At 48.6% G+C, this 24698-nt stretch carries 12 protein-coding genes; 5 read left to right on the plus strand and 7 right to left on the minus strand.

Annotated features, from left to right (window positions below):
- Positions 1 to 659 precede the first annotated feature (659 nt).
- Entirely contained in the window at positions 660 to 1595 is a 936-nt protein-coding gene (locus tag QUA43_RS20455; RefSeq protein ID WP_333376122.1) for an ATP-binding protein, read from the plus strand.
- A 380-nt stretch (positions 1596 to 1975) separates the two neighbouring features.
- Here QUA43_RS20455 and QUA43_RS20460 read toward each other — a convergent pair whose 3' ends face one another.
- Complete coding sequence (locus QUA43_RS20460; RefSeq protein WP_333376123.1) at positions 1976 to 2575, minus strand: cytochrome b/b6 domain-containing protein; 600 nt, start codon at positions 2573 to 2575, stop codon at positions 1976 to 1978.
- Between the two features lie 197 nt (positions 2576 to 2772).
- Here QUA43_RS20460 and QUA43_RS20465 point away from each other — a divergent pair, with 197 nt between their 5' ends.
- Together QUA43_RS20465 and QUA43_RS20470 are read left to right on the plus strand one after the other, a co-directional pair.
- Positions 2773 to 3354, plus strand: a complete 582-nt coding sequence (locus tag QUA43_RS20465) for a manganese efflux pump MntP family protein (protein WP_333376124.1) — start codon at positions 2773 to 2775, stop codon at positions 3352 to 3354.
- Positions 3355 to 3497: 143 nt separating this feature from the next.
- The gene (locus QUA43_RS20470; RefSeq protein ID WP_333376125.1) at positions 3498 to 4052 is read left to right on the plus strand and encodes a glutathione S-transferase family protein; all 555 of its coding nucleotides are present in this window, start codon (positions 3498 to 3500) and stop codon (positions 4050 to 4052) included.
- A gap of 206 nt (positions 4053 to 4258) precedes the next feature.
- On the opposite strand, the gene QUA43_RS20475 is transcribed toward QUA43_RS20470, so the two are convergent.
- The 3 genes from QUA43_RS20475 to QUA43_RS20485 all read right to left on the minus strand — a co-directional run bounded on the left by QUA43_RS20475 (position 4259) and on the right by QUA43_RS20485 (position 6261).
- Positions 4259 to 4396, minus strand: coding sequence for a photosystem II reaction center protein K (locus QUA43_RS20475; RefSeq protein ID WP_006634808.1), 138 nt, complete (start codon positions 4394 to 4396; stop codon positions 4259 to 4261).
- Positions 4397 to 4456: 60 nt separating this feature from the next.
- Positions 4457 to 5587, minus strand: coding sequence for a tRNA guanosine(34) transglycosylase Tgt (tgt, locus tag QUA43_RS20480; RefSeq protein WP_333376126.1), 1131 nt, complete (start codon positions 5585 to 5587; stop codon positions 4457 to 4459).
- 224 nt (positions 5588 to 5811) lie between these two features.
- Positions 5812 to 6261: a hypothetical protein gene (locus QUA43_RS20485; RefSeq protein ID WP_333376127.1), complete on the minus strand. Its 450-nt coding sequence runs from the start codon at positions 6259 to 6261 to the stop codon at positions 5812 to 5814.
- A gap of 259 nt (positions 6262 to 6520) precedes the next feature.
- Here QUA43_RS20485 and cobS point away from each other — a divergent pair, with 259 nt between their 5' ends.
- Together cobS and QUA43_RS20495 are read left to right on the plus strand one after the other, a co-directional pair.
- Positions 6521 to 7318, plus strand: a complete 798-nt coding sequence (gene cobS, locus QUA43_RS20490) for an adenosylcobinamide-GDP ribazoletransferase (protein ID WP_333376128.1) — start codon at positions 6521 to 6523, stop codon at positions 7316 to 7318.
- A 170-nt stretch (positions 7319 to 7488) separates the two neighbouring features.
- Positions 7489 to 7788, plus strand: a complete 300-nt coding sequence (locus QUA43_RS20495) for a hypothetical protein (protein ID WP_333376129.1) — start codon at positions 7489 to 7491, stop codon at positions 7786 to 7788.
- 245 nt (positions 7789 to 8033) lie between these two features.
- Here the strand turns inward: QUA43_RS20495 and QUA43_RS20500 are convergent, their stop codons facing one another.
- The 3 genes from QUA43_RS20500 to QUA43_RS20510 form a co-directional block, all read right to left on the minus strand.
- Positions 8034 to 15314 carry an amino acid adenylation domain-containing protein gene (locus tag QUA43_RS20500; RefSeq protein WP_333376130.1) on the minus strand — a complete coding sequence of 2427 codons (7281 nt, stop codon included), beginning with the start codon at positions 15312 to 15314 and terminating at the stop codon, positions 8034 to 8036.
- 401 nt (positions 15315 to 15715) lie between these two features.
- On the minus strand, positions 15716 to 20812 hold the full coding sequence (locus QUA43_RS20505) for an aminotransferase class III-fold pyridoxal phosphate-dependent enzyme (protein ID WP_333376131.1): 5097 nt from the start codon (positions 20810 to 20812) through the stop codon (positions 15716 to 15718).
- A 143-nt stretch (positions 20813 to 20955) separates the two neighbouring features.
- Complete coding sequence (locus QUA43_RS20510) at positions 20956 to 24330, minus strand: amino acid adenylation domain-containing protein (RefSeq protein ID WP_333376132.1); 3375 nt, start codon at positions 24328 to 24330, stop codon at positions 20956 to 20958.
- Positions 24331 to 24698: the final 368 nt, after the last annotated feature.

Genomic DNA, 24698 nt, shown 5'->3' on the forward strand with positions numbered 1-24698 from the left:
ATATCCACACCATTACAGTGAGGCATTCGCTTTTGATACAATCCCTCTCCCTTAAACCATTCGTTAGCTACTTACTGAATATCGACCTATCCAGAGATTTAAGAGAGTTACTTCGTTCCGATTACATATTGGTTAAGTCTTTAGCGCGATGCTCTCCACCGGGTTTATGGGCAGTGCTTATAAGTCGGCGGGAAAACCGCTTATGCCCTATCCTTGCCTTTTGGCTTGGTGTTAATCAGGTTTTACCGTATTTCACAACGGATTTAACCTTGATTCAGCCATTACACCATTGTTAATAACGATGGTTTAAACACATCTTTGCTTTCGCTACGCATGGACTCTTGCTCGACAGTTACCGGGTTTGGCTCTTAGTAGTTCTGCCTTTTAACCCCGCTTTAGCCTGTTGGTTGCTATCCATCAAACTAGGGGTTATGCTTTCACCTCTGCACTTGAGGAGAAGGACTTACCGCAAAGCGGTTCACCTTCAAATGTAATCAGTTATCACCAGTTTTATCAACTGGGTTAACCGTCCTGTAAAGCTTTTCAGCTTACTATAGGCTAAACGAATCGCACTACCCGTACTAACTCAGAATCATCGGCTGGGATATCTGTTCGCCTGTGCAAACCGCCGGTTTGCGACTCCCGACGAGGTGGAAGTTTTGGAAGCAATTGCAGACTCGCTGGCGATCGCAATTTCCCAATCCCAACTCCACGGGCAAATTCAAGAAGAACTCAAACTTTTGGAAGAAGTATTAGCCAAACTCAGAATCACGGAAGAGCATTTAGTACAAAGCGAAAAAATTACAATGGTGGGTCAACTAGCCGCCGAAGTTGCCCAGGAAATTAATAACCCGATTAACTTTATTTACGGTCGCCTAATTCACCTCAACGATTATATCAAAGATTTGCTTCATATAATTCGCCTCTATCGAGAACAATATCCCGAACCTGTGCCGCGAATTGCCAAAAAAATAGAGACTTGCGACCTAGATTTTATCAGCCAAGAGTTGCCGCAAATCCTCAATTTTTTGAAAATAGGAGCCGATGGCATTCGCCAGATAGTCCTGGCTTTGAGGAAATTTTCACTTCCTGACGAAACCAACAAAGAACACGCCAACGTTAATGAGAGCATCGACAATATTTTGCTGTTGCTGGCTCACAGACTGGAGTCAACAATATTAGTAGTCAGGGAGTACCACAACCTGCCGCCAATTTTGTGTTATCCCGGTCAACTGAGCCAGGTATTCGCGAGTCTGATCTGCCAGGCTATAGATGCAGTTAAAAGTATTGACAACTCGGCTCAAATTATTACAATCAAAACCGATATTTTCGAGGATGATACGGGCAGGTTTATTGTTGTATCGATAGCCCACAATGGCTCAATAATTCCGCCGGAAATTCAACAGAGAATATTTGACAATTCTTGCCCTACTAAATCCTTTAAAAATTTTACAGGATTGGAGTTGTCGGTTTGCTATAAAATTATTGTAGAATTGCACAGCGGCAGACTGACAGTTGAATCTCCGGTTCAACCTCAAATTAAATCTCAAACTGGGGGCGGTGCTGAGTTTAGGGTAAAATTGCCGATCGTTTGATATCGCATTTTGCCGCCAGGGAAACCCGCCGCAAATCTTGCTAGCAAGCGGCGTGAAAAGCTTAATTTCGTTTTGTAGTGAGGACTTTAGTCGTGATAAAACAGAGGGCTGAAGTCCTCAGTATAGAGCTAACGATCATTTGTTAACCCAAATTGCTATAGCAATCCTTGCAGGAGTCATAATTTTTTTACCCCACCCCAACCCTCCCCTTGCAAAGGGGAGGGAGTAAGAAATTCAAAAATGATGCGAGGATTGCTATATGATAGGATTAGGGAAATAATAAAGGTGCAACCACAGCAAACAACCAACCTCCCATTACCAAGACTTCCGCAACAATTAATAAAATATTTCTGTTCATTTTCAAATTAAGCATTTTCACATTAAGAGCGATCGACCAAAGAGCGAATTTTTTTCCACCAAGCCGCCGGCGAATCCTCCGGGCGATAGGCGGCATCAAACATCGACAAAATTAGCGGCAAACCCCCCACCTTCGCACTCATCAACAAGTGCATTGCCAGACAAAATACCAATACCACCCAACCAGAAGCGTGTAAATAATACCAAACCTGCGTCAATTCCCCAGCCGGCAGCCATTCTTCTTTCACCATACTGCCAGAAGCGATCGCCCAAGTCAGTGCCAGCAACATCAACGTATTCACAATCCGGTGCAAACTGTACCACCAAATCGGTTTTCCCAACTGCGTGAGTTTCCCAAAAGAATCCGGCTGCACCAAGCGTTTTTGACCTGCGTGGAAACTGTACAATGCAAAAGCCGGCATTATTCCTAACAGCAACATCTTGCCAAAAGTGCCGTGAATCCCGATAATATCTGCAATCTGAGGCACGGGGACTTTGCCAAACCGTCCATCGTAGGTGTTGTAAACCAGAAATGCGCTCAAAATTGCTAAAAGGGCGATCGCAGCGTTAACCCCATGCAGTAATCTGAGCAGCAATGGCTGGTAGGGTCTAGATGGCGGCATAATCAATTCTGCTACTTGATAAATAATCTTTTAGAGAATACAGCTAAGCGCTGATTTTTTCAACCCTCGCCAATTGTGAAATAAATGTGAGTCAAAAATGAATAGATTATGATAAAAACGCAAGTATATTAAAATTTAGTGTAAACTAAAACAGTCAACAGGAACACTTTATTTATAACACCTAACACCTTACAAAAATGGATGCAGCCACTACCATATTACTTTCCTTGGGACTAGCAGCAGATGCTTTTGCTGTTGCTGTTTCTAGCGGTTTAGCAATCAAACACATGAAGGTCAATAAAGCTTTAAAAATAGCCTTGTATTTCGGAGGTTTTCAAGCTTTAATGCCCGTAATAGGGTGGTTTTTCGGTCTTAGTTTTAGTTTTTTTATAACACCTATCGACCATTGGATAGCTTTTGGTCTATTGAGTTTCATTGGCGGTAAAATGATTTACGAATCGCTGCAAACCGAAGAATGCGAGAAAAAGTTCAATCCCTTAGATACGGGGACTTTGATAACGCTGTCGGTGGCGACGAGTATCGATGCTCTCGCAGTTGGCATCGGATTTGCAGTGCTAAAAACTTCGATCGGCCCTGTCGTTAGTGCGATCGGATTTATTACTTTCTTTGTCGTATTTGCTGGCGTGTTCATCGGCCACAAGTGCGGCAACTTATTTGGAAATAAAATAGAGTTCCTAGGAGGCGTAATTTTAATCGCGATCGGCAGCAATATATTATTTTCGCATTTAACAGAAGCGTCGGCAGTCATCAGTCATTAGTCATCAGTAATGGGTAATTGGTAATTTATACTTTTTCCAGGCTATGCCTGGGAATACATACCCGGAGGCTGTGGCTAGAATGCCCAATTCCTCATGCCCAATGCCCGGTACAATAATAATATTGCGTTAAAGGACAAAATTCCGTGCTGAAACTTTACGGCGGAGCCCGCAGCCGGGCGTCAATAGTCAAGTGGTATCTAGAAGAAATAGCGGTTCCCTACGAATTCGTGATGCTGGATATGCAAGCAGGGGCACACTTGCAGCCAGAGTATCTCGAAATTAACCCGATCGGCAAAGTACCCGCGATCGCCGACGGAGATTTTAAACTTTGGGAATCCGGCGCAATTCTGCTGTATTTAGCTCAAAAACATGGTAAAATGCCCGCGACTTTGGAGCAGCAAGCTCAAATCGTGCAGTGGGTGATGTTTGCTAACGCCACCCTGGGGCCGGGAATATTTACAGAAGCAACTCGCGATCGCGAAACACCCAAGTTGTTACAACCGTTAAATGAAATCTTCGAGAAACAGCCGTTTTTAATGGGTGATGAATTTGGCGTAGCCGACGCAGCAGTCGGGTCAATTTTAGCCTACATTCCGATGATGCTAAAACTAGACCTCAGTGCTTATCCGGCTGTTGTAGATTACATCAAGCGGATCTCAGAAAGGCCGGCATTCAAAAGTGCGATCGGCGGTAGCTGAAGGATGGCACTACACGGATTTTGACACGGATACACGGATGAATTATTGAGGGTGAGTCAGGAGTCAGGAGTCAGGAGTCAGAGGGCAAAAGTCAGAGGGCAGCAGTCAGCAGTCAGCAGTCAGCAGTCAGAGGGCAAAGTCATAAAACTTAATAGCTAAAAGCAGGGGCAATTTGTGAATTGCCCCTGCTTTTGATGAAATCAAACTTATCTAAATCCGACAGCCGCCTGCCAAACAAAAGCCAGCAGCAAGAAAAATACGGGAATGACCGGCAAAACATTAACCAAAGGCTCAAAAATCGAATAAGCTTCGGGCAGTTTTGCTAAGAGTAATGCAGCTTCCATGAATCAACCTACCTATCCAACAGAATTTTCATAATTGTCGCATATCTTTACCCACGGCAATCATGATTGATCGACTCTCGGTGCAAGCCAGTGGGCAAACTCTTCAGTAAATCGATCGGCCAAAATCGCCTCCCGCATCCTCCCCGTAAAGCGAATCAACTCCGTCACATTGTGAAGCGCCAGCAAAGTATACCCCAGCACTTCGTTAGCCCGCGCCAAATGGGCCAAATAAGCCCGACAGAATTTTTGGCAGGTATAACAAGGACAAGACTCATCCAGCGGAGCAAAATCCTCCCGGAACCGAGCATTTTTCAAATTCCAGCGTTCGCCACCAACAAAAGCCGTCCCGTGGCGGGCCAGCCGAGTCGGAATCACACAGTCAAACATATCTACGCCACTCGCCACCGCCAGCGCCATTTCCCGATAAGTCCCAATCCCCATCAAATAACGCGGTTTATTTGCCGGCAACAGAGGCGCAGTCACCTTCACAATCTCTGCGATCAAATCCCCCGATTCCCCCACACTAACGCCGCCGATGGCGTAGCCTGGTAAATCCAAATCTACCAACTGGTTCGCCGCGCGCGATCGCAAATCGGGGAAAACGCCCCCCTGGACGATTCCGAACAAAGCTTGATCCGGGCGTGAGTGAGCTTGAATGCAGCGTTGCAGCCAGCGGTAAGTGCGATTTGTGGCAGCCTCCACCTCATCCCGTGTAGCCGGGTAAGGGGGACACTCATCAAAGGCCATAATCACATCAGCGCCCAACTCATTCTGAATTTCGATCGATCGTTCCGGCGTCAAATTAATCATGCGGCCATCGCGGGGAGAGCGAAAAGTCACCCCATTCTCAGAAATAGTCCGCATTTGGCTCAAGCTAAACACCTGAAAGCCACCCGAATCCGTCAGCATCGGGCCCGGCCAAGCCATAAATTTATGCAATCCGCCCGCGCCTGCGACAATTGCTTCCCCCGGCTGCAAGTGCAAGTGATAAGTATTTGCCAAAACCATTTGAGAACCCGCCGCCTCAAGATGTGCCGGTGTCAAAGTTTTGACATTAGCTAGCGTCCCCACTGGCATAAATTTAGGCGTTTCCACAACACCGTGGGGAGTGGCAAAAACCCCTGCACGCGCTTGGGTATGGCTGCAATTAGCCTGACATTTAAAAGAAAATTTCGCCTTGTCCTCAGTCATTAGTCCCCGATGCTCGTTAACCGCTACTCGGCCGTCCGTGTTATTTAATCTATTGTTGATGACATCGCGACAAAAAAAACCATGACCCCGCCCAAAAACGGAGATAAGTTTCCGACAATCGTCGTGGAGGGCAAAAAATTTTAGACCTTAGTTCTACCTCCCAGATTCACGGCGCTGCGAGTAAATCTAAAATCTAAAATCTAAAATCTAAAATCGACTGACGATTAAAAGGGGGAATCATCTTCGTCCAATTGCAGATCCCAGTTGCCTGAGAGTACCTGATCGACAACCGCATCCAAAGCCGCAGCATTTAAATTCCGGGCGAATTGCTCTTGCAAAGGATTGGAGAGGGGAATTAACCGCAACTGCCGTCCCTCTTGAATCAGGTCAAAATAAGCACCATCGACCGGGGACTGTTTCAGTTCCAGGTAATCAAAACTATACACGTTCAAATAAAGCGCATGGTTGGCAATCAGGGTAGAACGGTGGGGGTTGGCGAAGACTTCGAGTACATAACCTTCCCCTTCGCTATAAATCTGGCCATCTTGTATGTGAAGGTAGCGGACACGTCCTAAATCAAACAGCAATCTTTTGATATCGCGTTTGTTGACGACAATCCCTGTATCGATGATGCAAGGAGCAACTACCCTGTTATTCAATTGATCGTGATTCATGGAGCAAAAGCCTCTGTTGTAGTATTTTCCCGTCTTGAAAATCAGGGAGTTAGCTAGAATTCTTGGGAATGGAAACGCGGATCTTGAGTTTAGTCATTTTAGATAGGGAGCTTCGGGATCGCTGCCGACAGAGGTTTTCCGGGGGAAAAGAACTCGGACAGGAGGAATGCCCGATCGAAAAGACTAGGGTGTTACAGTCCAATTCTGGCACACGCTAATCGATTGACAACTGCATACCAGATGAAAAATTTTCTATCTTATGGTTGATGATAAATGGGTTCGCTCTACGATCGACTTTTTCCGGAATCAAGGCGCTGCCATCGCAGCCGCAGTCGCTTTTTATACTTGTTTGCCGGTACCGATGTCTTGGACTTTGGAGTTTCGGGGCATTGCTCGCTTGGCACCGGCGATCGGGCTTTTGATTGGGGGGATGCTGGGACTGGCGGATGTTGGGTTGCAGTTGTTGGGAATGCCTGCTCTGACTCGATCGGCATTGGTGGTAGTCTTGGGCATCGCCGTGACTGGCGGGCTGCACCTAGACGGCGCAATGGACGCGGCGGACGGGCTGGCTGTACCCGACCCCGTGCGTCGGCTGGAAGTCATGCGGGACAGCGTTACAGGGGCTTTTGGGGCGATGGCTGCGATCGCGATCGTGCTGCTGAAAACTGCCGCTCTCTCTGACTTGAATAACTATCGGTGGCTGGCTTTGATGGGTGTCGCCGGTTGGGGAAGGTGGGGCCAACTGGTGGCGATCGCCCGCTATCCCTATCTGCGGGCAGAGGGTAAGGGAGCATTTCACAAAGAATCAATTTATTCTCCTTTTGATTTTATCCCAGGAGTGCTGTTGCTGCTGAGTTTGAGCGTGGTGCAAGTTGTCTTGGAGGGCGATCGGTGGCTGTTGGCGGTGGGGATGGCTTTGGGGGGAAGTGCGATCGGAATTTTTGCCGGAGCCTGGTTTAACCACCGTTTGGGCGGCCACACGGGCGATACTTACGGTGCCGTAGTTGAGTGGACAGAGGCTTTGTTGCTGTGTCTTTTGGCAGCATTGGAAGGGTAAGTTATGCCATGTTGCCATAGTTTTAGTGAAGACTTTAGTCCTCAATTTACCAAATAACGACGGTTCTAGCAGGTGGAAATCCGCACTCATCGGGCAATGATTTTGATCCTGTCTGCCTTCAAATGCGACGCTATATTAGATACAGCAAACCTCAAACTTTAAAGAAAGCTATGGGATACTTTATTGCTGCGATCGTCCTCGGAATGTTAATTTGGGCTGGGTTCGAGATCATCCAAACAATCCGCAATTGGGAAACGAATCCCGAAGAAACTACCAGCAAAATTCAAGCTGAAATGGTCCAAGAAACATATCGCGGTCAATTTGGTGCTGATGCGCTGGAGGGAGGGAGTCAGGCTGTCGGAAACGCACTCCACGCCGGCCACTGCGCCGCCGAAGCTGCAGCTTGCGAATCTGCTCCAAGTGCGATCGGTCATGTGGTAGAAGGCTTGTTGCACGTGCTACACCATTAATATCGTGTCTGCTAGCGTAATATCAAATCTGTTAGCATCGGAATTGTAAAATCGAGTCATATCAAATCCGCGCTTCATAGTCCTGTATTCATCTCTCTCTAATCTTCCTCTGTGTTCTCTGCGCCCTCTGTGGTTAAATCATTCCGATGCAACCGGAAACGATTTGATAGCTGACAGTTGATAGTTCACAGCGAAAATTAGATCGGGGTTTTTGCTGTGAACTATCAACTGTCAATTGTCCAATGTTAACCTTGAGCCCGATCGACCGCAGCCTGCAATTTTTCCCCCAGTATCCGAACGTGAGGTTCTTTTAACATCCCAAGGTGGTCGCTGGGAATGTCGTAAACCTCTATTCCTCCCGTAATTACCCTACCCCAACCTAATTCGAGGTCAGCCCCAAACGCCTCCGCACTCTCAACTGCCTTGAAAAGAGAGGCCCGACCCGCATAAACTCCCCCCACATAATGTTTCAATGCCTGATGATTTAATTCCCGATGAGTGAAGTTTTCCAAATAAATTGGCAGGGGACGCCCCACCGCCCGGTACAAATTGCACAAAATTCTCCACTGAATCTCAGTGAGATCCTCGATTTTTCCGCTCAGATTGATCTTCGCTTTATTCATAAATGCACCGGGGGTGAGACGTAAAATTCTCATTATGCCTTCATTGCGCTTCATCTCAAACGAATTGTTGAAAGCATCCGGCCCGTAAGTGTCCAACAATCCCAGCAAAGCTACCTTCTCACCTAGATCGTGAAGTTGCCGAGCCATCTCAAAAGCTACCGTCCCCCCAAAAGATACTCCTAACAGAAAATAAGGGCCATGTGGCTGAAAAGTTTGCATTTCTTTTATGTAATAAGCTGCCAATTCCTCAACTCGATTGGGGGGAGCTAGTTTTTCATCCATAATCTGGGTTGACAGTCCCAAAACAGGCTGCGATCGATCGATATAATTCATTAAAGGACGGTAAAATTCCAATCCTCTACCGAGTACGTGGATGCAGAACAGAGGCGGTTTGTAACTTCCGGTTCCCGGTTGAATCACCACCATTGACGGAGACGGTGACGACCATTCCGGTTCGCGGAGAATGTCAGCCAATTGCTCAACAGTTGGCGATTGGAAAATAGCAGACAATGGTAGCTTTTTGTCGAATACTTTTTCAATTTCAGCTAACAGGCGCGCCCCTAGCAGCGAATGTCCTCCGACCTCGAAGAAATTGTCCCTGATGCCAATTGAATTGATGCCTAAAACTTTTTCCCAAATTTTTGTCACCTGGAATTCAAACTCGTCGCGGGGAGCAACAGCAATGATTTCATTTGGCGCAACGCTGCTAGATTGCCACTTTTGACTTGCCAAAGCGCGGCGGTCTACTTTGCCGTTGGGGTTCAAGGGCAAAGCGTCGAGGAACACAAACCCAGCGGGTATCATGTAGTCTGGCAGTCTCTCTTGCAGGAAGCTACGCAGGATACCGGCTGCCAGAATTTTGCCCGGCCTGGGAACTGCATAAGCTGCGAGACATTTGTTGCCGGAAGCATCTAACTGAACTGCGATCGCCACTTGGCTGACATCTGGATGTCCGGCGAGCACTGCCTCAATTTCTCCTACTTCAATGCGGAAGCCGCGAATCTTTACCTGATTGTCGGTGCGTCCGAGGTATTCGATGTTACCGTCGGGCAGGTAGCGGGCTAAATCCCCTGTTTTATAAAGATTTGAGGCAGGAAGAAGGCTGGAAACCGATCGATTTTTTGCATTTTGCAATCGATCTTCTTTGTTTGTAAAAGGATTCGGAATGAACCTTTCGGCTGTCAAATCCGGGCGGTTGAGGTAGCCTCTGGCCAAGCCTGCACCACCAGCATACAATTCCCCCGGAACCCCGATCGGCACTGGCTGCAAATACCGATCGAGTATGTAGACTTGAGTATTGGCGATCGCCCGCCCGATCGGAACGGAATTGCTAATTTGACTGTCAGAGTCGATCGTCGCGCAGCAAGTAAAAGTCGTATTTTCCGTCGGCCCGTAACCGTTAATTAATTTGCAGTTTGGAACTTCTCGCAGCAACTTCTGGACGTGGGGAACAGATAAAACGTCACCGCCTGCCAACAGTTGGCGCACACCCTTTAAATCCTCAATGCGATCGTCCACCATCAAGTGAAACAGTCCGGCGGTCAGCCACAAAATTGTCACCTTGTATAAGCGAATCGCCTCTCCCAACTCTGCCAAAGAAGGGCTGCCGGGAGGGAATACCGCCAGTTGCGCCCCGTTCAGCAGCGCTCCCCAAATTTCCAAAGTCGAGGCATCGAAGGAAATCGGAGCCAGTTGTAGAAAGACTTCTGCTGAGGTGAGGCTGGCGAAATTAGTGTCTTTGACTAACCGTACTACGCCCCGGTGGACGACGCAAACGCCTTTGGGCTTGCCTGTCGAACCTGAAGTATACATGACATAAGCTAGATTGTCGGCATTCGCGAGATTGGCAGGATTATTCTCACTTTGTGCGTCTATTTCCTCCCGCGCCGCCTCCAAACAAACTACTTTCGCTCCGCAGTCGGGAAGTCTTTCTACTAGCTTCTGTTGAGTCAAAAGCACCGATATTTTGGCGTCTGACAGCATGAAATCCAGCCGCTCTTTGGGATAAGCGGGGTCTAAGGGCAAGTAAGCCGATCCGGCTTTGAGAACAGCCAAAAGCGAGACGATCGCATCCATAGAGCGATCGAAACAAATGCCCACTAAAACTTCCGGCCCAGCCCCCAAAGTTTGCAAGTAATGTGCGAGTTGATTGGCGCGACAATTTAGCTGTTGGTAGGTTAGCTGTTGCTCTCCAAACACGATCGCCACAGCATCGGGCGTCAGCGCTGCTTGAGCCTCAAATAACTCATGTATACAAGCATCTTGAGGATAATTTGTGTCAGTGCGATTCCAATCCACTAGCAACTGCTGTTGCTCCGCTGCTTTCAGCAAAGGCAACTCCGAAATTCGCCGCCGTGGATTTGTAGCAACACCCTCCAGTAAAATTTGGAAATGTCCAACCATCCGAGTCATGGTTGGGGTATCAAACAAATCCGTATTATATTCCAGCAACCCCTTGAGACCAGCCGCGCCCTCTTCCAACGACAGAAGCAAATCAAACTTCGCCGTCACACTCTCAATATCCAAAGGAGTCACAACCACACCGGGCAACAGCAATTGTTCCGTCGGAGCATTTTGCAAAACAAACATTACCTGGAACAGAGGATGATAACTTGGATTCCTGTCCGGTTGCAATTCTGCCACAAGTTGATAGAAAGGCAAATCTTGATAAGTATAAGCATCTAAAGCCACGTCCCGCACTCGCTCAATCAATTCTTCAAAGGTAGGATTCCCAGACAAATCAATCCGCAATGCCAAAGTATTCACAAAAAACCCAATCAACGATTCAATATCACCGCGATTGCGGTTCGCAATCGGGGAACCAATCACAATATCCTCCTCACCGCTGTAGCGTGACAATAAAATTGCGAAAACTGCTAACAGCGTCATAAACAGAGTCGCCCCAGATTGCTGACTCAAAATTTTCAATCGCCCAGCCAGTTCGGGATTGACCTGAAACAGTTCAGTGCGACCTCGGAACCTTTGCAGAGAAGGGCGCGGTCGGTCAGTGGGAAGCTGCAACAGCGCCGGACATCCTGACAACTGTTGCTTCCAGTAGCGAAGTTGAGTTTCCATTACACTTTCAGTCGCCCACTGACGCTGCCAGCAAGCGAAGTCGGCATATTGGAGGGGGAGTTCCGGCAGGGGAGAAGGTTGACCTGCACCCCAAGCGATGTAGAGCGTGCTTAACTCTTGCATAAACACCCCAATTGACCAACCGTCAAACACAATGTGGTGGAATGTCACCAACAAGACATGAGATTCTGGGCCCAGCCGCAGTAGAGTCGATCGCAGCAAAGGTAACTGTGTCAGGTCAAAAGCATAATTAGCTTCTGCTACCGCTAACCGCTGCACTTCAGTATCCTGCTTAACTATTGGTAGTGCCTGCAAATCTATTACAGACAAAGTTACTGTCAGAGTGGGAGCGATCAGTTGCACGGGAGAACCATCCACAGAAGGAAAAGTCGTGCGGAGACTCTCATGACGGCGCACTATTTCCATTAAACTTTGCTCTAGGGTAGCTATCTGGAGCGGCCCGACGAGGTGCAGAGCTATGGGTATATTATAGGAACCACTTTCCCTATCCAGTTGGTGTAGGAACCACATTCTCTGTTGAGCAAAAGACAGAGGAAATTCCTGGCGTCGGACAACCGATGGTAAAGACGATGAAGTTTCTGGGGAATGTGACCCCGTTAGCTGTTTGCTAACTTCTGCTGCTAAACCTGCTATGGTTGGGGCTCTAAATAAAGTGCGGAGTGACAAATCTACTGACAACTGATTGCCGAGGCGGAAGACGATCTGTCCTGCCATTAGCGAGTGTCCGCCTAATTCAAAGAAATTTTGGTGAATGCCAATGCGCTCAATCCCCATAACTTCGCACCAAATGCTAGCGATCGCCTCTTCTACAGAATTGCTCGGTGCCACAAAACTGCTTTCTGTTTCTGTTTCTAAAGTAGAAGGTGCTGCGGGCAAAGCGCGGCGGTCTACTTTGCCATTCGGAGTCAGGGGCATCGACTCCAGAATCACAAAAGCCGCAGGCATCATATATTCTGGCAATTTCTGCTGAACCGCATTGCGCCACGACTGCACAAAAGCCTGTTTTTCGTCATTATTAACATTAGTTTGATTCAGCACCAAATAAGCAACAAGTCGCCGATCGCCAGGGCGGTCTTCTCTAGCAATCACTGCCACAGTTTTGACTAGCGGTCGATCTGACAGCACTGCTTCAATTTCACCCAATTCTATCCGGAAGCCACGAATTTTTACTTGATTGTCAATGCGTCCAATGTAATCTATATTCCCGTCAGGCAAATAGCGACCTAAATCGCCTGTTTTGTAAACTCGATTGTCGGCAGCGCGAACGTTTTCAGCAACAGGATTAGGAATGAATTTTTCGGCAGTCAAATCAGGGCGATTGAGGTAGCCTCTGGCTAACCCAGCGCCACTGATGTAGATTTCGCCACTGCTACCAATAGGAACCTGTTGCAAGTGACTATCGAGGATGTAAATTTGGGTATTAGCAATAGGTTTGCCGATGGCAGGAGATTTGCTGGTGCCTTTTTCGACTAAGGCGCAAGTCGAGTAAGTGGTGTCTTCCGAGGGCCCGTAGAGATTAAAAACATACTCGATGTTTTGCTGGTAAAGCTGCTGGGCCAGTTGATTGCTTAGGGGTTCGCCGGCGAGATTGACGGTTTTGACTTGTTTTGGGATACCCATTTTCAGCAATTCTGCGATCGCCGTCGGCACTGTATTAATCAGCGTGACTTCCCCAGCCGCAGGTAAAGTGGGTAGTTGCAAAGCATTTTCAGCGATGATGACTTTGCAACCACAACTCAGTGGCAAAAAGATCTCGAAGACTGAGAGGTCAAAGCAGATCGAGGTAGAAGCTAAAACGCCGGTCAATTGTTCTGGTGTAAAGACTGTTTGCGCCCAATCTACGAGAGCAACAGGGCTGTGATGTTCGATCGCTACTCCTTTCGGTCTGCCAGTTGAGCCGCTGGTATAAAGGATGTAAACTAAATTGGCGGGCGAACAGTGATTGATCGGGTTTTCTGGTTTTCGATCGGCGATCGCATTCCAATCCTTGTCCATACAGACTTGATGGGCCTCCGATTTAGGAAGTTCTGCCAACAATTTCTCCTGAGTCAGCAGCACTGCCACTTGGGCATCAGAGAGCATAAACTCGATTCGCTCTTGAGGATATGCTGGGTCTAAAGGTACATAAGCACCGCCGGCTTTAAGAATTCCCAACAGTCCGACAATCAGATCCAGAGAACGTTCCAGACAGATACCCACTAAAACTTCTGGCCCAACTCCCAATTCTTGTAAATAGTGTGCTAATTGATTAGCCTTGGTATTTAACTCCCGATAAGTCAGCCGCCCGGTGCCAAACACCAGCGCCACTGCTTCTGGGGTGCGTTCCACTTGCGCTTCAAATAACTGGTGAAGGCATTGGTTTTCGGGATATGGTTTCTGTGTATTGTTCCAGGTAGCTAGCAATTGCTGTTCTGCTGCTGGCAACAGGGGTAATTGCCATAAAGGTTGCGTAGGATCGGCGACTATACTGAGTAATAATTGCTCGAACTCTGCTAAGTGACGGCGCACAGTGTCGGCATCAAACAAGGTTGTATTGTACTGACACTCTAAGACGAGTTTGCCGCCGGATTCCAAGGCATTGATAAATAACTCGAAATTTTCGCTACTTCTGGGGTTCGAGAAGTATTCCACTTGCAGGCCGTCAAATGTTAGCTGTTCGCTTTTAAATCCCATATCGAGATTAAAAACTACAGAAACTAGCGGAATGCGACTGGAGTCTCGCGGCAGTGTCAAATTTTTGAGCAGACTACCGAAGGAGATTTTTTGGTGGTCGTAAGCATCCAACAGCACCGATCGACGATTTCGCAGATAATCAATAAAAGATTTTTCTCTATCAATGTGAGTGCGTAACGGCAACAAGCTCACACAATGTCCCACAAGCTGCGTACATCCCGACACTGATTGTCCTGCGGCCGGTATCCCGACAACTAAATCGTCTTGTCCGCACAAGTCGGACAAAAACACTTCAAATGCGGCCAGTATGGTAGTTAAAAAACTGCACCCAGATTTGGTCCCTAGACGTTTGATATTTTTGACTAAAGCCGCATCGAGAGGCCAATCTTCTCGCGCTCCTTTGTAAGTCCGCATGGGGGGGCGCGGACGATCCGTGGGCAAATCTAGCATGGGAGGGGGCGAGCTAAATTGTTTTAGCCAATATGCTTCATCGGCCTTCACTTCTGAACTCTCGGCCTGTTGTTCCAGTAAAAGTGCGTATTCGCTGAAACCTATTGGTTCTGAAAGATTGGCAACAACACCTTGTTTGCGGGCTGAATAAAGAACTCCTAAATCTGGCAAAAGAACGCCCCAAGACCAGCCATCGCAAATAATGTGATGCGCGGTGAGCATCGCTATGTGTTCTTGCCCTTGCAGCTTGACAATTTTAGCGCGAAATAGTGGGCCGCGCACGAGGTCGAAAGATTGCCCAACTTCTTGCTGTTGCAACTGAGCGAATTGAGTTTTGCTATCACTCAGCATTGACAAATCTATCAAAGGAATATCAATTTTACAAGAAGCTGCTATACAGAGTATCGTGCCATCTGGACTAAATGTAAGACGCAATGCTTCATGCTGAACTACAAGTTCTTGAATCGAATAACGCAACGCTTCTACATCAAGATTGCCCAGCAATCGCAGGGACATTGACTCGTTGTAAGCACAATTAGCATCATCCTCCATTTGTGCAGCAATCCAGATTTCCTTTTGCGCTTCGGTCGATGATATACACCCAGCCAACTCTCCACCTGCAAACGGATCGAAGTCCACAGGCGTGATTTTTTTTGGTGATTCAGATAGTAGTTGTTTACTCATTGATTTTAGATAATTTAGATAAAATTCGATCGATTTTCTCTGACTCGATAATCTGAATAATTCAGAGCGTCGCAGTATAATTTGGCTCAAATTGAGCGATTGAACTTATTTGAGTCATGTGAATTATTGCTGTATTTTGTGGTTAATTCTTACATTATAGTCTACCTAATCTTCCTTTCAGCAATGATGGTTAGTAATAATTTGTCATCAGCGATCGCAATATTTTTTGATATCCAATGACCAATCGCCGATTAGATCAAGTCCGGTTGATTAACCATGATATCGGGGTTGGGGCGGGTTGATAGTCACTCTCGATTTTATGGGAGTTCTTGGCGAACCCGCCCCGATTGAATTCTGGTCATTTAACCGGATATGAGTCAGATAATATCCAACTCTAACCGTCAATTTGATAAACCATCTCCTACTTGTAAATGTTTTCCTGGACGCTCTGGATCTGCGATGTACCAACCTGGATTGCCATTAGGATCTCGCCCTAATTTGGCACCGGGTACGGGAGAATTGTTTGAGAAAGTCGCTGACGATTTCGATCCATTTGTATTGCCATTTTTGTGGAAATCGATCGCCCCAACAGTCCCACCAGACGGATCGGGCAAAAATCCGGCTGACTGCAATTCGGCAATACTGTTCTTGAATGCTTCCTTGGCAAAAGCAAGATCTGCGTCGGAATGCGCTAGCGTCAGAAAACACGGGCGGTGATCCCAAATGTGAATTCCTTTTTCCCGCAGCGAGTAAAACAGCAATTCTCCATGAGTAAAATCTTGCGGGTAGGTGATTTTGAACAGGGAACCAAAGTTTTTAACTGTGAAAGGTGTTTGCTCTCGATCGAACATGGCGTTCAATTCTGCAACGAATTTGTCAGTTTTGGCATTGAGATCGCGCTGCAATGAAGGCCCGCCACGCTTCAAATATTCGAGGGATGCTTTGGCGGCTGCTAAAGTCAGGGGATGACGCACAAAAGTCCCTGCAAAATAGGTAACGCCAACTTCCGGGAACGAGTCATCTCCGAATTGCCAAAATCCGCCGTCTAAAGCGTCCATCCAGGCTGATTTGCCTGCAATTACCCCGATCGACATCCCGCCGCCGACAACTTTGCCGTAGGTTCCGATATCCGCTTGTACGCCGAAATATTCTTGGGCCCCGCCCGGTGCAACTCGGAATCCGGTAATCACTTCGTCCATAATGAAGGCGCAACCGGCTTGATCGCAAATCCGGCGCACTTCGTGGAGGAATTCTCGCGGCTGCAAGTCGGGGCGGCGGCTTTGCACCGGTTCTACCATGATGGCTGCAAACTCGCCCGCCCGCGCTCTGAGGATTTCGAGGGTTTCGGGTTCGCCGTAGTCGAGGATCAGGGTATTGTCAACGGCGGATTGGGGAATTCCCGGTGCTGCGGGGAGCGATCGCAGTTTTTTGGTGCCGCGCACGATCACTTCGTCGAAAATCCCGTGATAGTCTCCGGTAAACATGACGATCGTACTGTTGCCCGTGACGGTGCGGGCCAGTCGCATTGCGCCCAAAACTGCCTCTGAACCCGTGTTGCAGAAGGCGGCGCGATCGTGTTTTGTCATCTCGCACACGAGTTCGGCAACTTCTCCGGCTAGCGGTGTTTGCGGGCCGATTTCATACCCGCGCTGCATTTGAGCTGCGATCGCTTCTGTAATAAATGCAGGCGAATATCCGAAAAAGTTCGACCCGAAACCGTTGGTTAAATCTACATACTCGTTACCGTCTTCATCCCAAAGTTTAGAACCGGACGATCGCCCGACCACGATCGGATAAACCAACTCTTTCATCGTCCGGTTAAACCCCGAAACTACCCGCGGATCGGCGAGGTGGTGGCGGTGAGTCTGAGTGTACTGTTTGGATTTCTGAGTTCGCGCCGTATATCGCTTGACAAATGTTTCTAAATATGCTGATTGCGACGGAGTTAATCCGTCGCGATCGGATGTGTCGATGCGGGCGGCGGCACCGAACACCTTTTTTGGTTCTGCTGTTGGTTCTGCTGTTGGTGCTGCTGTTGGTGCGATCGCACTGCCGTTAGTCTGGGATTGCGGGGTATTTTGAGTTGGTGCCGGCGGCTGCGACATAACTTGACCGTTAGTTGTCGGTGCCGGCTGTGCGGGAACAGAACCATTGCCGCCCAACAGTTCTAGCTGTCGCGACATAATTTGCAACTGCTGCCCGATCAGGTATTCCAGATTGCCAGACTGTACGGGACTCAAAATTTGAGGCTGAGGGCTGGGTAAGGGCAGATTTACAGGGGCGCTGACTGCAACGGGAGTGGCAATGGGCGCAGGAGGTGCTGCTGTCGGTGCGATCGCCGGTGCGGGTGCTGGTACGGGCGCGGCTTGTTGGACGGCAGGAGTTGCAGGCAAAACCTCCGGCGGCAGAGCACCATCGATAAATTCAGATAAAGTGCCGAGAGTGGGCACAGTTTCTAATAGCTGGCGAAAGGTAATTTTGATGCTAAATTCTTTTTGCAAATTCAGCGCTACTTGAGTTAAAGATAGAGAATCTAAACCCATTTCTAGGAAAGTTAAGTCCTCATCAACACTGCCTAAATCCTCGCCAGAAGTTTCTTCTAGGATGTTTTTAATTACAGGGATAAGTCTGTATTTGCGCGCTGCTTGTTTGGTTTCAACCTGTGGATTTGGCATCGGTAATTGGTTGTTGACAGTTGACTGTTGACTGTTGACTGTTGATTGTTGGGAATTGGGAGTTGGGAATTGGGCATCGGGCATCGGGAATTGGGAATTCTCCCACTCTCCCACTCTCCCACTCTCCCCATCTCCCCCTTTCCCACTCTCCCCCTCTGACACTTTCGGTTCTATCCAGAAGCGTTTGCTCTCGAAGGGATAAGTTGGCAAGGGCAGGCGATCGCGCGTTTCCTCTTGATAAAAGCTCTGCCAGTCGAGCGATACTCCGCAAAGCCAAAGCTGTCCGGCCGCACTCAACAAAGCTGCCCATTCAGTTTGATTTTCATGGGTGTCGCTGAGGGAAGAAATGGCAACTTGTTTTTTCAAATCTTTGGCTTGTTTGCGAGCTAAAGTAGCAGCAGTTGTTCTCGGCCCGACTTCCAAAAGTATCCGGTTCGGATCTTGCCAAAGCTCTTTTATCCCGTCGGCAAAACGCACTGTTGCCCGCAAATGCCGCGCCCAATACATCGGATCTGTTGCTTGTTCCGCTGTGATCCAACTAGCAGTTACAGTAGAAACAAAGGGGATAGTTGGCGCTGACAACTGCACTTTTTTGACATATTCGGCGAAAGGTTCGACGATCGAATCTACCATCGGCGAATGAAAAGCGTGGGAAGTGTGCAGTTGTTTGCAGACAACGCTTTCGCTTTCTAGTTGCTGCTGAAAAAGTGCGATCGCCTCCGTCGGCCCGGAAACAACGCATAAATCCGGCGCATTCACCGCAGCCACTGCCAAATCCCCGCTCAAGCGCCCTTCTACTTGCGCCGCGGGCAACCGCACCGACAGCATCGAACCCCCCGGCAAATCTTGCATCAAGCGCCCCCTAGCTGCTACCAGCATCAAGGCATCCTCAAGGGAAAACACGCCTGCGATAGTTGCCGCCACAAATTCGCCGATGCTGTGTCCGATCGCACCTTGGGGAGTCACGCCCCAACTCTGCCACAGCTTAGAAAGCGCGTATTCTACGGTAAATATCGCAGGCTGAGTCAAGAAAGTTTGGCGCAGCGATTCGGCGGCTGTCGCTTCATCGCTGCCGGGATACAGCACTTTCCGCAAATCTCGGCCGAGGTGTGGCTGCAAAATTTCGGCGCAGCGATCGACTGTTTCGCGGAATAAAGGCTCGGATTCGTACAAATTCAAGCCCATATTGACGTATTGCGACCCTTGTCCCGGAAACATGAAGATTACTGCCGGATTTCTCGATTCCGTGCAGCGGGTTGCTGTACGCAGCGGCGGCAGGGATTCGAGTACCTGCACGGCATCGGTGCGATCGCTGCAAACGGCGAAACGGCGGTAATTGAAGGCTTGCCGCCCGGTTTGCAGGGTGTAAGCAGCATCGGCAAGATCGATCGCCGGGTTTTGGGCGAGGTGCGATCGCAAATTTGCGGTAGCTGCGTCCAAAGCAGATGGAGTTTTCGCCGACAGCAGCAGTAACTGCCGCGGGCGAGAAGGACTTGACGGTTCCAGCGCGGGCGCTTCTTCGAGGACAACGTGAGCGTTGGTGCCGCCGACACCAAACGAACTGACACCCGCTCTTCTGGGCGTTTGGCCGGCTTTCCATTCCGAGAGTTCGGCGTTGACGTAGAAGGGGCTGTTGGCAAAATCAATGGCTGGATTCGGTTGCTCGAAGTGGAGAGTGGCGGGTATTTGCTGGTGTTTGAGGGCTAAAGCTGTTTTGATCAGCCCTGTGACTCCCGCCGCGGCGATCGTGTGTCCGAAGTTGCTTTTGACGGAGCCGATCGCGCAAAATTGTTTGGCTGCGGTTTTTAAGGAAAAAGCCTGAGTTAGCGCTTCTATTTCGATCGGATCGCCCAGGGGGGTTGCCGTGCCGTGGGTTTCGACGTAGGATATCGTTTCGGGATGCACGTCTGCCATCGCGTGCGCCATCGCGATCGCGTCTGCTTGCCCGTCTACGCTGGGTGCGGCAAAGCTGACTTTGGCTGCCCCGTCGTTATTCAAGCCGACTCCGCGAATTACGGCATAGATTGTATCTCTGTCGGCGATCGCTTCTTCCAAACGCTTGAGTACAACAGCCCCGGCAGCGTTGCCGAACACGGTTCCTTCAGCCTTGGCGTCGAAAGGTTTGCAGTGTCCGTCGCTGGAGAACATCCCCCCTTCTTGATACAAATAACCGCTATTTTGGGGCACCGTAATTGATATCCCGCCGGCCAGGGCTAGGTCGCACTGGTAGCTCATCAAAGCATAAAAAGCTTGACAAACTGCAACCAATGAAGTAGAGCAAGCGGTATGCACGCTGACGCTCGGCCCTTTGAGATTCAGCTTGTAAGAGGTGCGGGTAGCAATGTAGTCTTTTTCATTCCCTACCATCACCTGAAACTCGCCCGCGCGGGAAATTACATCCGATCGTCCGGCGATGTTGTTGGGAAAATAAGTATTGTTGCCCGTGCCGGCGTAAACTCCGATCGAGCCGTTGAAGGTATTCGGATCGCAGCCTGCATTTTCTAGGGCTGCCCAAGCTATTTCTAAAAAAATGCGCTGCTGGGGGTCGGTAATTTCGGCTTCGCGGGGACTGACGCCGAAAAATGCTGCATCAAAGCGATCGGCACCGTCAAGAATTCCTCTAGCTTTGACGTAATTCGGATTTTGTCTGAGATTGGGGTCAATACTGGGGTCTAGTTCCGCGTCGCCGAACAACGTTGTGGACTCCACCCCGCCGCACAAATTCTGCCACAATTCACCGACACTGGCAGCACCGGGAAATCGGCCCGCCATGCCAATAATCGCAATGCCGTCAAGTTCTGGGTTTTCCTGGGAATTAGTCATCAATAAATCCACCTAATTAAACGTAAAATACGCATGATTCAACAGCTCGCTGCATAGGTTTTCTTCCTTCTCTCCTCCTCTCCTAAATAACTAAAGCCTTCCTCCTGACTAATGACTAATGACTAATGACTAATGACTAATGACTAGCGTTTTTTGGTAGATTGCTTCTGCCTGTTAAAGGCAGCTTTTTGCCGATCGGCCCTGTCTTGAAATTTGTTGTTAGATGGGCTTGCAGTCTGTCCCTGATTTAAATAATTTGCCAATTGGGCGATCGTCGGGTGCTGGAACAATTTCACCACAGGCACATCTTTAGCTAACAGAGTCCGAACTTGAACTGCAACTTGCAGCGTCATCAAAGAATTGCCTCCAATCTCGAAGAAATTGTCGTGAATGCCGACGCGATCGAGCTTCAGCAGCTTAGACCAAACACCCGCTAGCAAAAGCTCCAACTCGCTTTGCGGTGCGGCATAACTCTGGGACAGTTCTTGTCGCTGCGAGTCAGGTGCCGGCAGGGCGCGGCGGTCAATTTTCCCGCTGGGCGTCTTCGGCATCGCCTCAACATTCACAAACACCGCAGGCACCATGTAATCTGGGAGTTGCCCTTGCAGGTAACGGCGGAGCTCGGCTATTGCCAGTTGCTCCTCTGGATTGGCAACTATGTATGCAACCAGTCGTTTATCCCCCGGTTCGTCTTCCCGCGCCAGCACCACAGCTTGTTTGACGGCGCGATGCTTTGCTAGTGCGGTTTCGATTTCTCCCAACTCTATGCGGAAGCCGCGAATTTTGACTTGGCCGTCAATCCGCCCGATGTACTCGATGTTACCGTCGGGCAGGTAGCGGGCTAAATCTCCTGTTTTGTAAAGGCGCTCTTCTTCATCCTCGATCGTGCGTATTTCATTTTGTCTAAAAGGATTAGGAATAAATTTTTCAGCAGTCAAGTCAGGGCGGTTGAGATAACCCCGCGCTAAGCAAATGCCCCCGATGTACAGTTCACCCGCTACTCCTAAAGGTATAGGCTCACCATCTCTTTGTAACAAATATATCTCCGTGTTGGCAATAGGGCGGCCGATCGGAGGCAGTGCGGGCCAATCTCCGGGCGGGCCTGCCAGGGTATAAGCTGTTACAACGTGGCTCTCGGAGGGCCCGTATTGATTGTGCAGGGTACAATTTTCTAGCTGCTGAAAGAAATTGGCTATGTAACGGTTGACTTGCAACTGTTCGCCGGCGGTGACTACTTCGCGCAGCGATTTCGGTACTAGCTGATAGGTATCGGCTGCTTCGGCTAAGTGTTGCAGGGCGATAAAAGGGAGAAATAGTCTTTGAATCTTTTGTTTGTCGATTAGCTGCAACAAACTTTGGGCATCTCGCCGGATTTCTTCTGTGATGAAAACGAGGGTGCCACCGGCACACCAAGTACAGAACATTTCTTGAAACGAGACATCGAAGCTGAGAGATGCAAATTGCAGGGTTTTGGCTGGGCCCTCAAGGGTCGAGTTTTGCAGTTGCCACGCAATTAGGTTGACTAGGGCGCGGTGCGGGAGGGGAACTCCTTTGGGTTTACCGGTGGAACCTGATGTATATATTGTATAAGTCAGATTTTGGGGAGAGACGCGGCTAGCTGGGTTTTCCCTGCTGTGACTGCTGATTGTTTCCCAGTCTGCGTCCAAACAAACGGCGCGGGCTTGATGTGCGGGCAGCCCCGATACTAAGTGAGATTGAGTGAGGATAACGGGAGTTTGGGTGTCGGCTAACATGAAGGTCAGCCGTTCTTTGGGATAGGCTGGATCGAGGGGAACGTAAGCTGCGCCTGCTTTGAGAACGCCTAAAACGGCGATCGCAATTTCTAAGGAACGTTCCATGCAAATAGCTACTAAAACATCGGGCCCGACGCCTAATTGCTGCAAGTAATGGGCTAGTTGATTGGCTTTGGAATTGAGTTCCAGGTAGGTTAGTTGCTGTTGGAGATTTTGGGAAAAAACGGCGGCAATGGCATCGGGCGATCGATCGACTTGTGCTTCAAATAATTGGTGAACGCATTTGTCTTGCGGATAATTTGCTTGAGTTTGATTCCACTCCTGCAACTGAGCAAGTTCGGCTGCTGTCAGCATTGACAATTTGCTGATTTTCTGCTGGGGATTCGCGGCTATACTTTCTAGCAAAGTTTGCAGGTGTCCCAACATTAGGGTAATGGCGATCGGATCGAACCGCTGGCGATCGCCCGCAATTTTCAACAGCAGTTCTGTTCCCCCGTATCCGTAAACTGTGAGGGGAAAACTTGTCTGTTCTAAAAGCTGAAATTCTCGGTTTTGCCAGTTGCCGCCCAGAGCTTGCAAAGCAGAGTTAATGTGATATTTTTCAACTACTAGCAGGCTTTCAAATAAAGCTGTGCCGCGGGGAATCTCGCTCCATTCTTGAGTTTTTGCCAGCGGCACGTTCCCGTATTCTTGAAATGCCGTCCACTGAGTTTGCAGTTGTTTGAGCCAGTCGATCGCTGGTAAATTGGGAGATACCATTACCCGAAATGGCAAAGTATTTATAAATAATCCTACCGCTGATTCTGCGTTTTCTAGATTCTGCGATCGGCTGTTGCAAATAGTTCCAAATACTACATCTTCAGAACCGGAACAGCGGCTCAAAAGTAAAGCCCACGCTCCTTGCAGCAGGGTATTTAGGGTTAGTTGCTGTTCTTGAATTAGGGAGTTTAAGGCTGCGGTTACGGTGCTAGAAAGCCGGATTTCTGGTTCTGCTGATAAATTTTCTGTTGGTGTCAGGAACAGACCAGATGCCTGTTCCACAACTGATGAATTTTGTGGTGGGACGGGCATCTTGCCCGCCCTTGAAAAATCCCCAACCAGAGGGGTAGGAGCGCTGAAACCGCTTAAGTATTGTTTCCAGAATGTTTCTGCTTTCGAGATGTCAGGCTGCTGCCTCCACTCGATGCAATCTCGATCGCAACGGGGCGGTTGTAATTCTAAAGGTCGATCGGCACACAGGGATTCGTACAAGCTAAAAACTTCTTGCAAAACAATTATTGCAGAGGAACTGTCAAGCAAAATGTGGTGATAAGTCCAGATGAGTTTGTACTCGCTTTCCGCAAGGCGCAACCAAGCCAAACGCATCAGCGGGGGTTGAGTGAGGTCAAAGCCTTGCAGGCGATCGGCTTCCAAATAGGTTTCGAGTTGGTTGGCGCGATCGCCCTCCGACAAATTGCGCCAGTCTTGTTCAACGCTTGGCAGTTCAACTTGTTGGTGTAATGTTTGCAGGGGAACTTCTTTACCTAACCAACAAAAACTCGTTCTCAAGATGGGATGCCGCTGCACTATTTGCTGCCAAGCTTTGAGGAAAGCTGAAACATTCAAATTTTCGCGGATGCTACAGATCGCTTGTTCGATGTCTATCCCTGATTGTTGACCCGAAAGGCTGTCGAACAACATCCCCTGCTGTATCGGTGAAAGTTGATAGGAAGATTCACTATCAGTGGTTGCGGATTGCGGGCGATCGTCTGTTGGCAATGACATATTTATATGTAAGTATTGATGGAAAAGACTTGTGAGCAACTGTAGCCGGATTTTTAAGGCTTTTTTAAGTAACTATTTATTCCCAATCACCGTAAAATTACGGTAAAATTATCGCTAGCGTGCATCTGAATGTTTGGTTTTTGGAGGTGTAATATTTTATCGGCTCAGCCGATGTTAACTCAAACTCTACTGCCCTGTAAAGTATTTATGATACATTTTACGGGTGGCGCCGCCAAAGAGCATTTCCCGTTTAGCAACCGTGTAATTCCACAGCCTGTAAATATGAAAATTGCTTAATATTCTGTTGGCGATCGACTTTCTTCTCTCAAGAATAACTAAAGCCTTCAACATCTGCTATAACAGGCTGA

The organism is Microcoleus sp. N9_B4 (assembly GCF_036701635.1).
Classification (GTDB): Bacteria; Cyanobacteriota; Cyanobacteriia; order Cyanobacteriales; family Microcoleaceae; genus Microcoleus.

What these genes read in the sequence shown, in the direction of transcription:
- QUA43_RS20460 (WP_333376123.1), bottom strand. Translation starts at nt 2,575, where the DNA reads ATGCCGCCATCTAGACCCTACCAGCCATTGCTGCTCAGATTACTGCAT.
- QUA43_RS20465 (WP_333376124.1), top strand. Translation starts at nt 2,773, where the DNA reads ATGGATGCAGCCACTACCATATTACTTTCCTTGGGACTAGCAGCAGAT.
- QUA43_RS20475 (WP_006634808.1), bottom strand. Translation starts at nt 4,396, where the DNA reads ATGGAAGCTGCATTACTCTTAGCAAAACTGCCCGAAGCTTATTCGATT.
- tgt (WP_333376126.1), bottom strand. Translation starts at nt 5,587, where the DNA reads ATGACTGAGGACAAGGCGAAATTTTCTTTTAAATGTCAGGCTAATTGC.
- QUA43_RS20485 (WP_333376127.1), bottom strand. Translation starts at nt 6,261, where the DNA reads ATGAATCACGATCAATTGAATAACAGGGTAGTTGCTCCTTGCATCATC.
- cobS (WP_333376128.1), top strand. Translation starts at nt 6,521, where the DNA reads ATGGTTGATGATAAATGGGTTCGCTCTACGATCGACTTTTTCCGGAAT.
- QUA43_RS20495 (WP_333376129.1), top strand. Translation starts at nt 7,489, where the DNA reads ATGGGATACTTTATTGCTGCGATCGTCCTCGGAATGTTAATTTGGGCT.
- QUA43_RS20500 (WP_333376130.1), bottom strand. Translation starts at nt 15,314, where the DNA reads ATGAGTAAACAACTACTATCTGAATCACCAAAAAAAATCACGCCTGTG.
- QUA43_RS20505 (WP_333376131.1), bottom strand. Translation starts at nt 20,812, where the DNA reads ATGACTAATTCCCAGGAAAACCCAGAACTTGACGGCATTGCGATTATT.
- QUA43_RS20510 (WP_333376132.1), bottom strand. Translation starts at nt 24,330, where the DNA reads ATGTCATTGCCAACAGACGATCGCCCGCAATCCGCAACCACTGATAGT.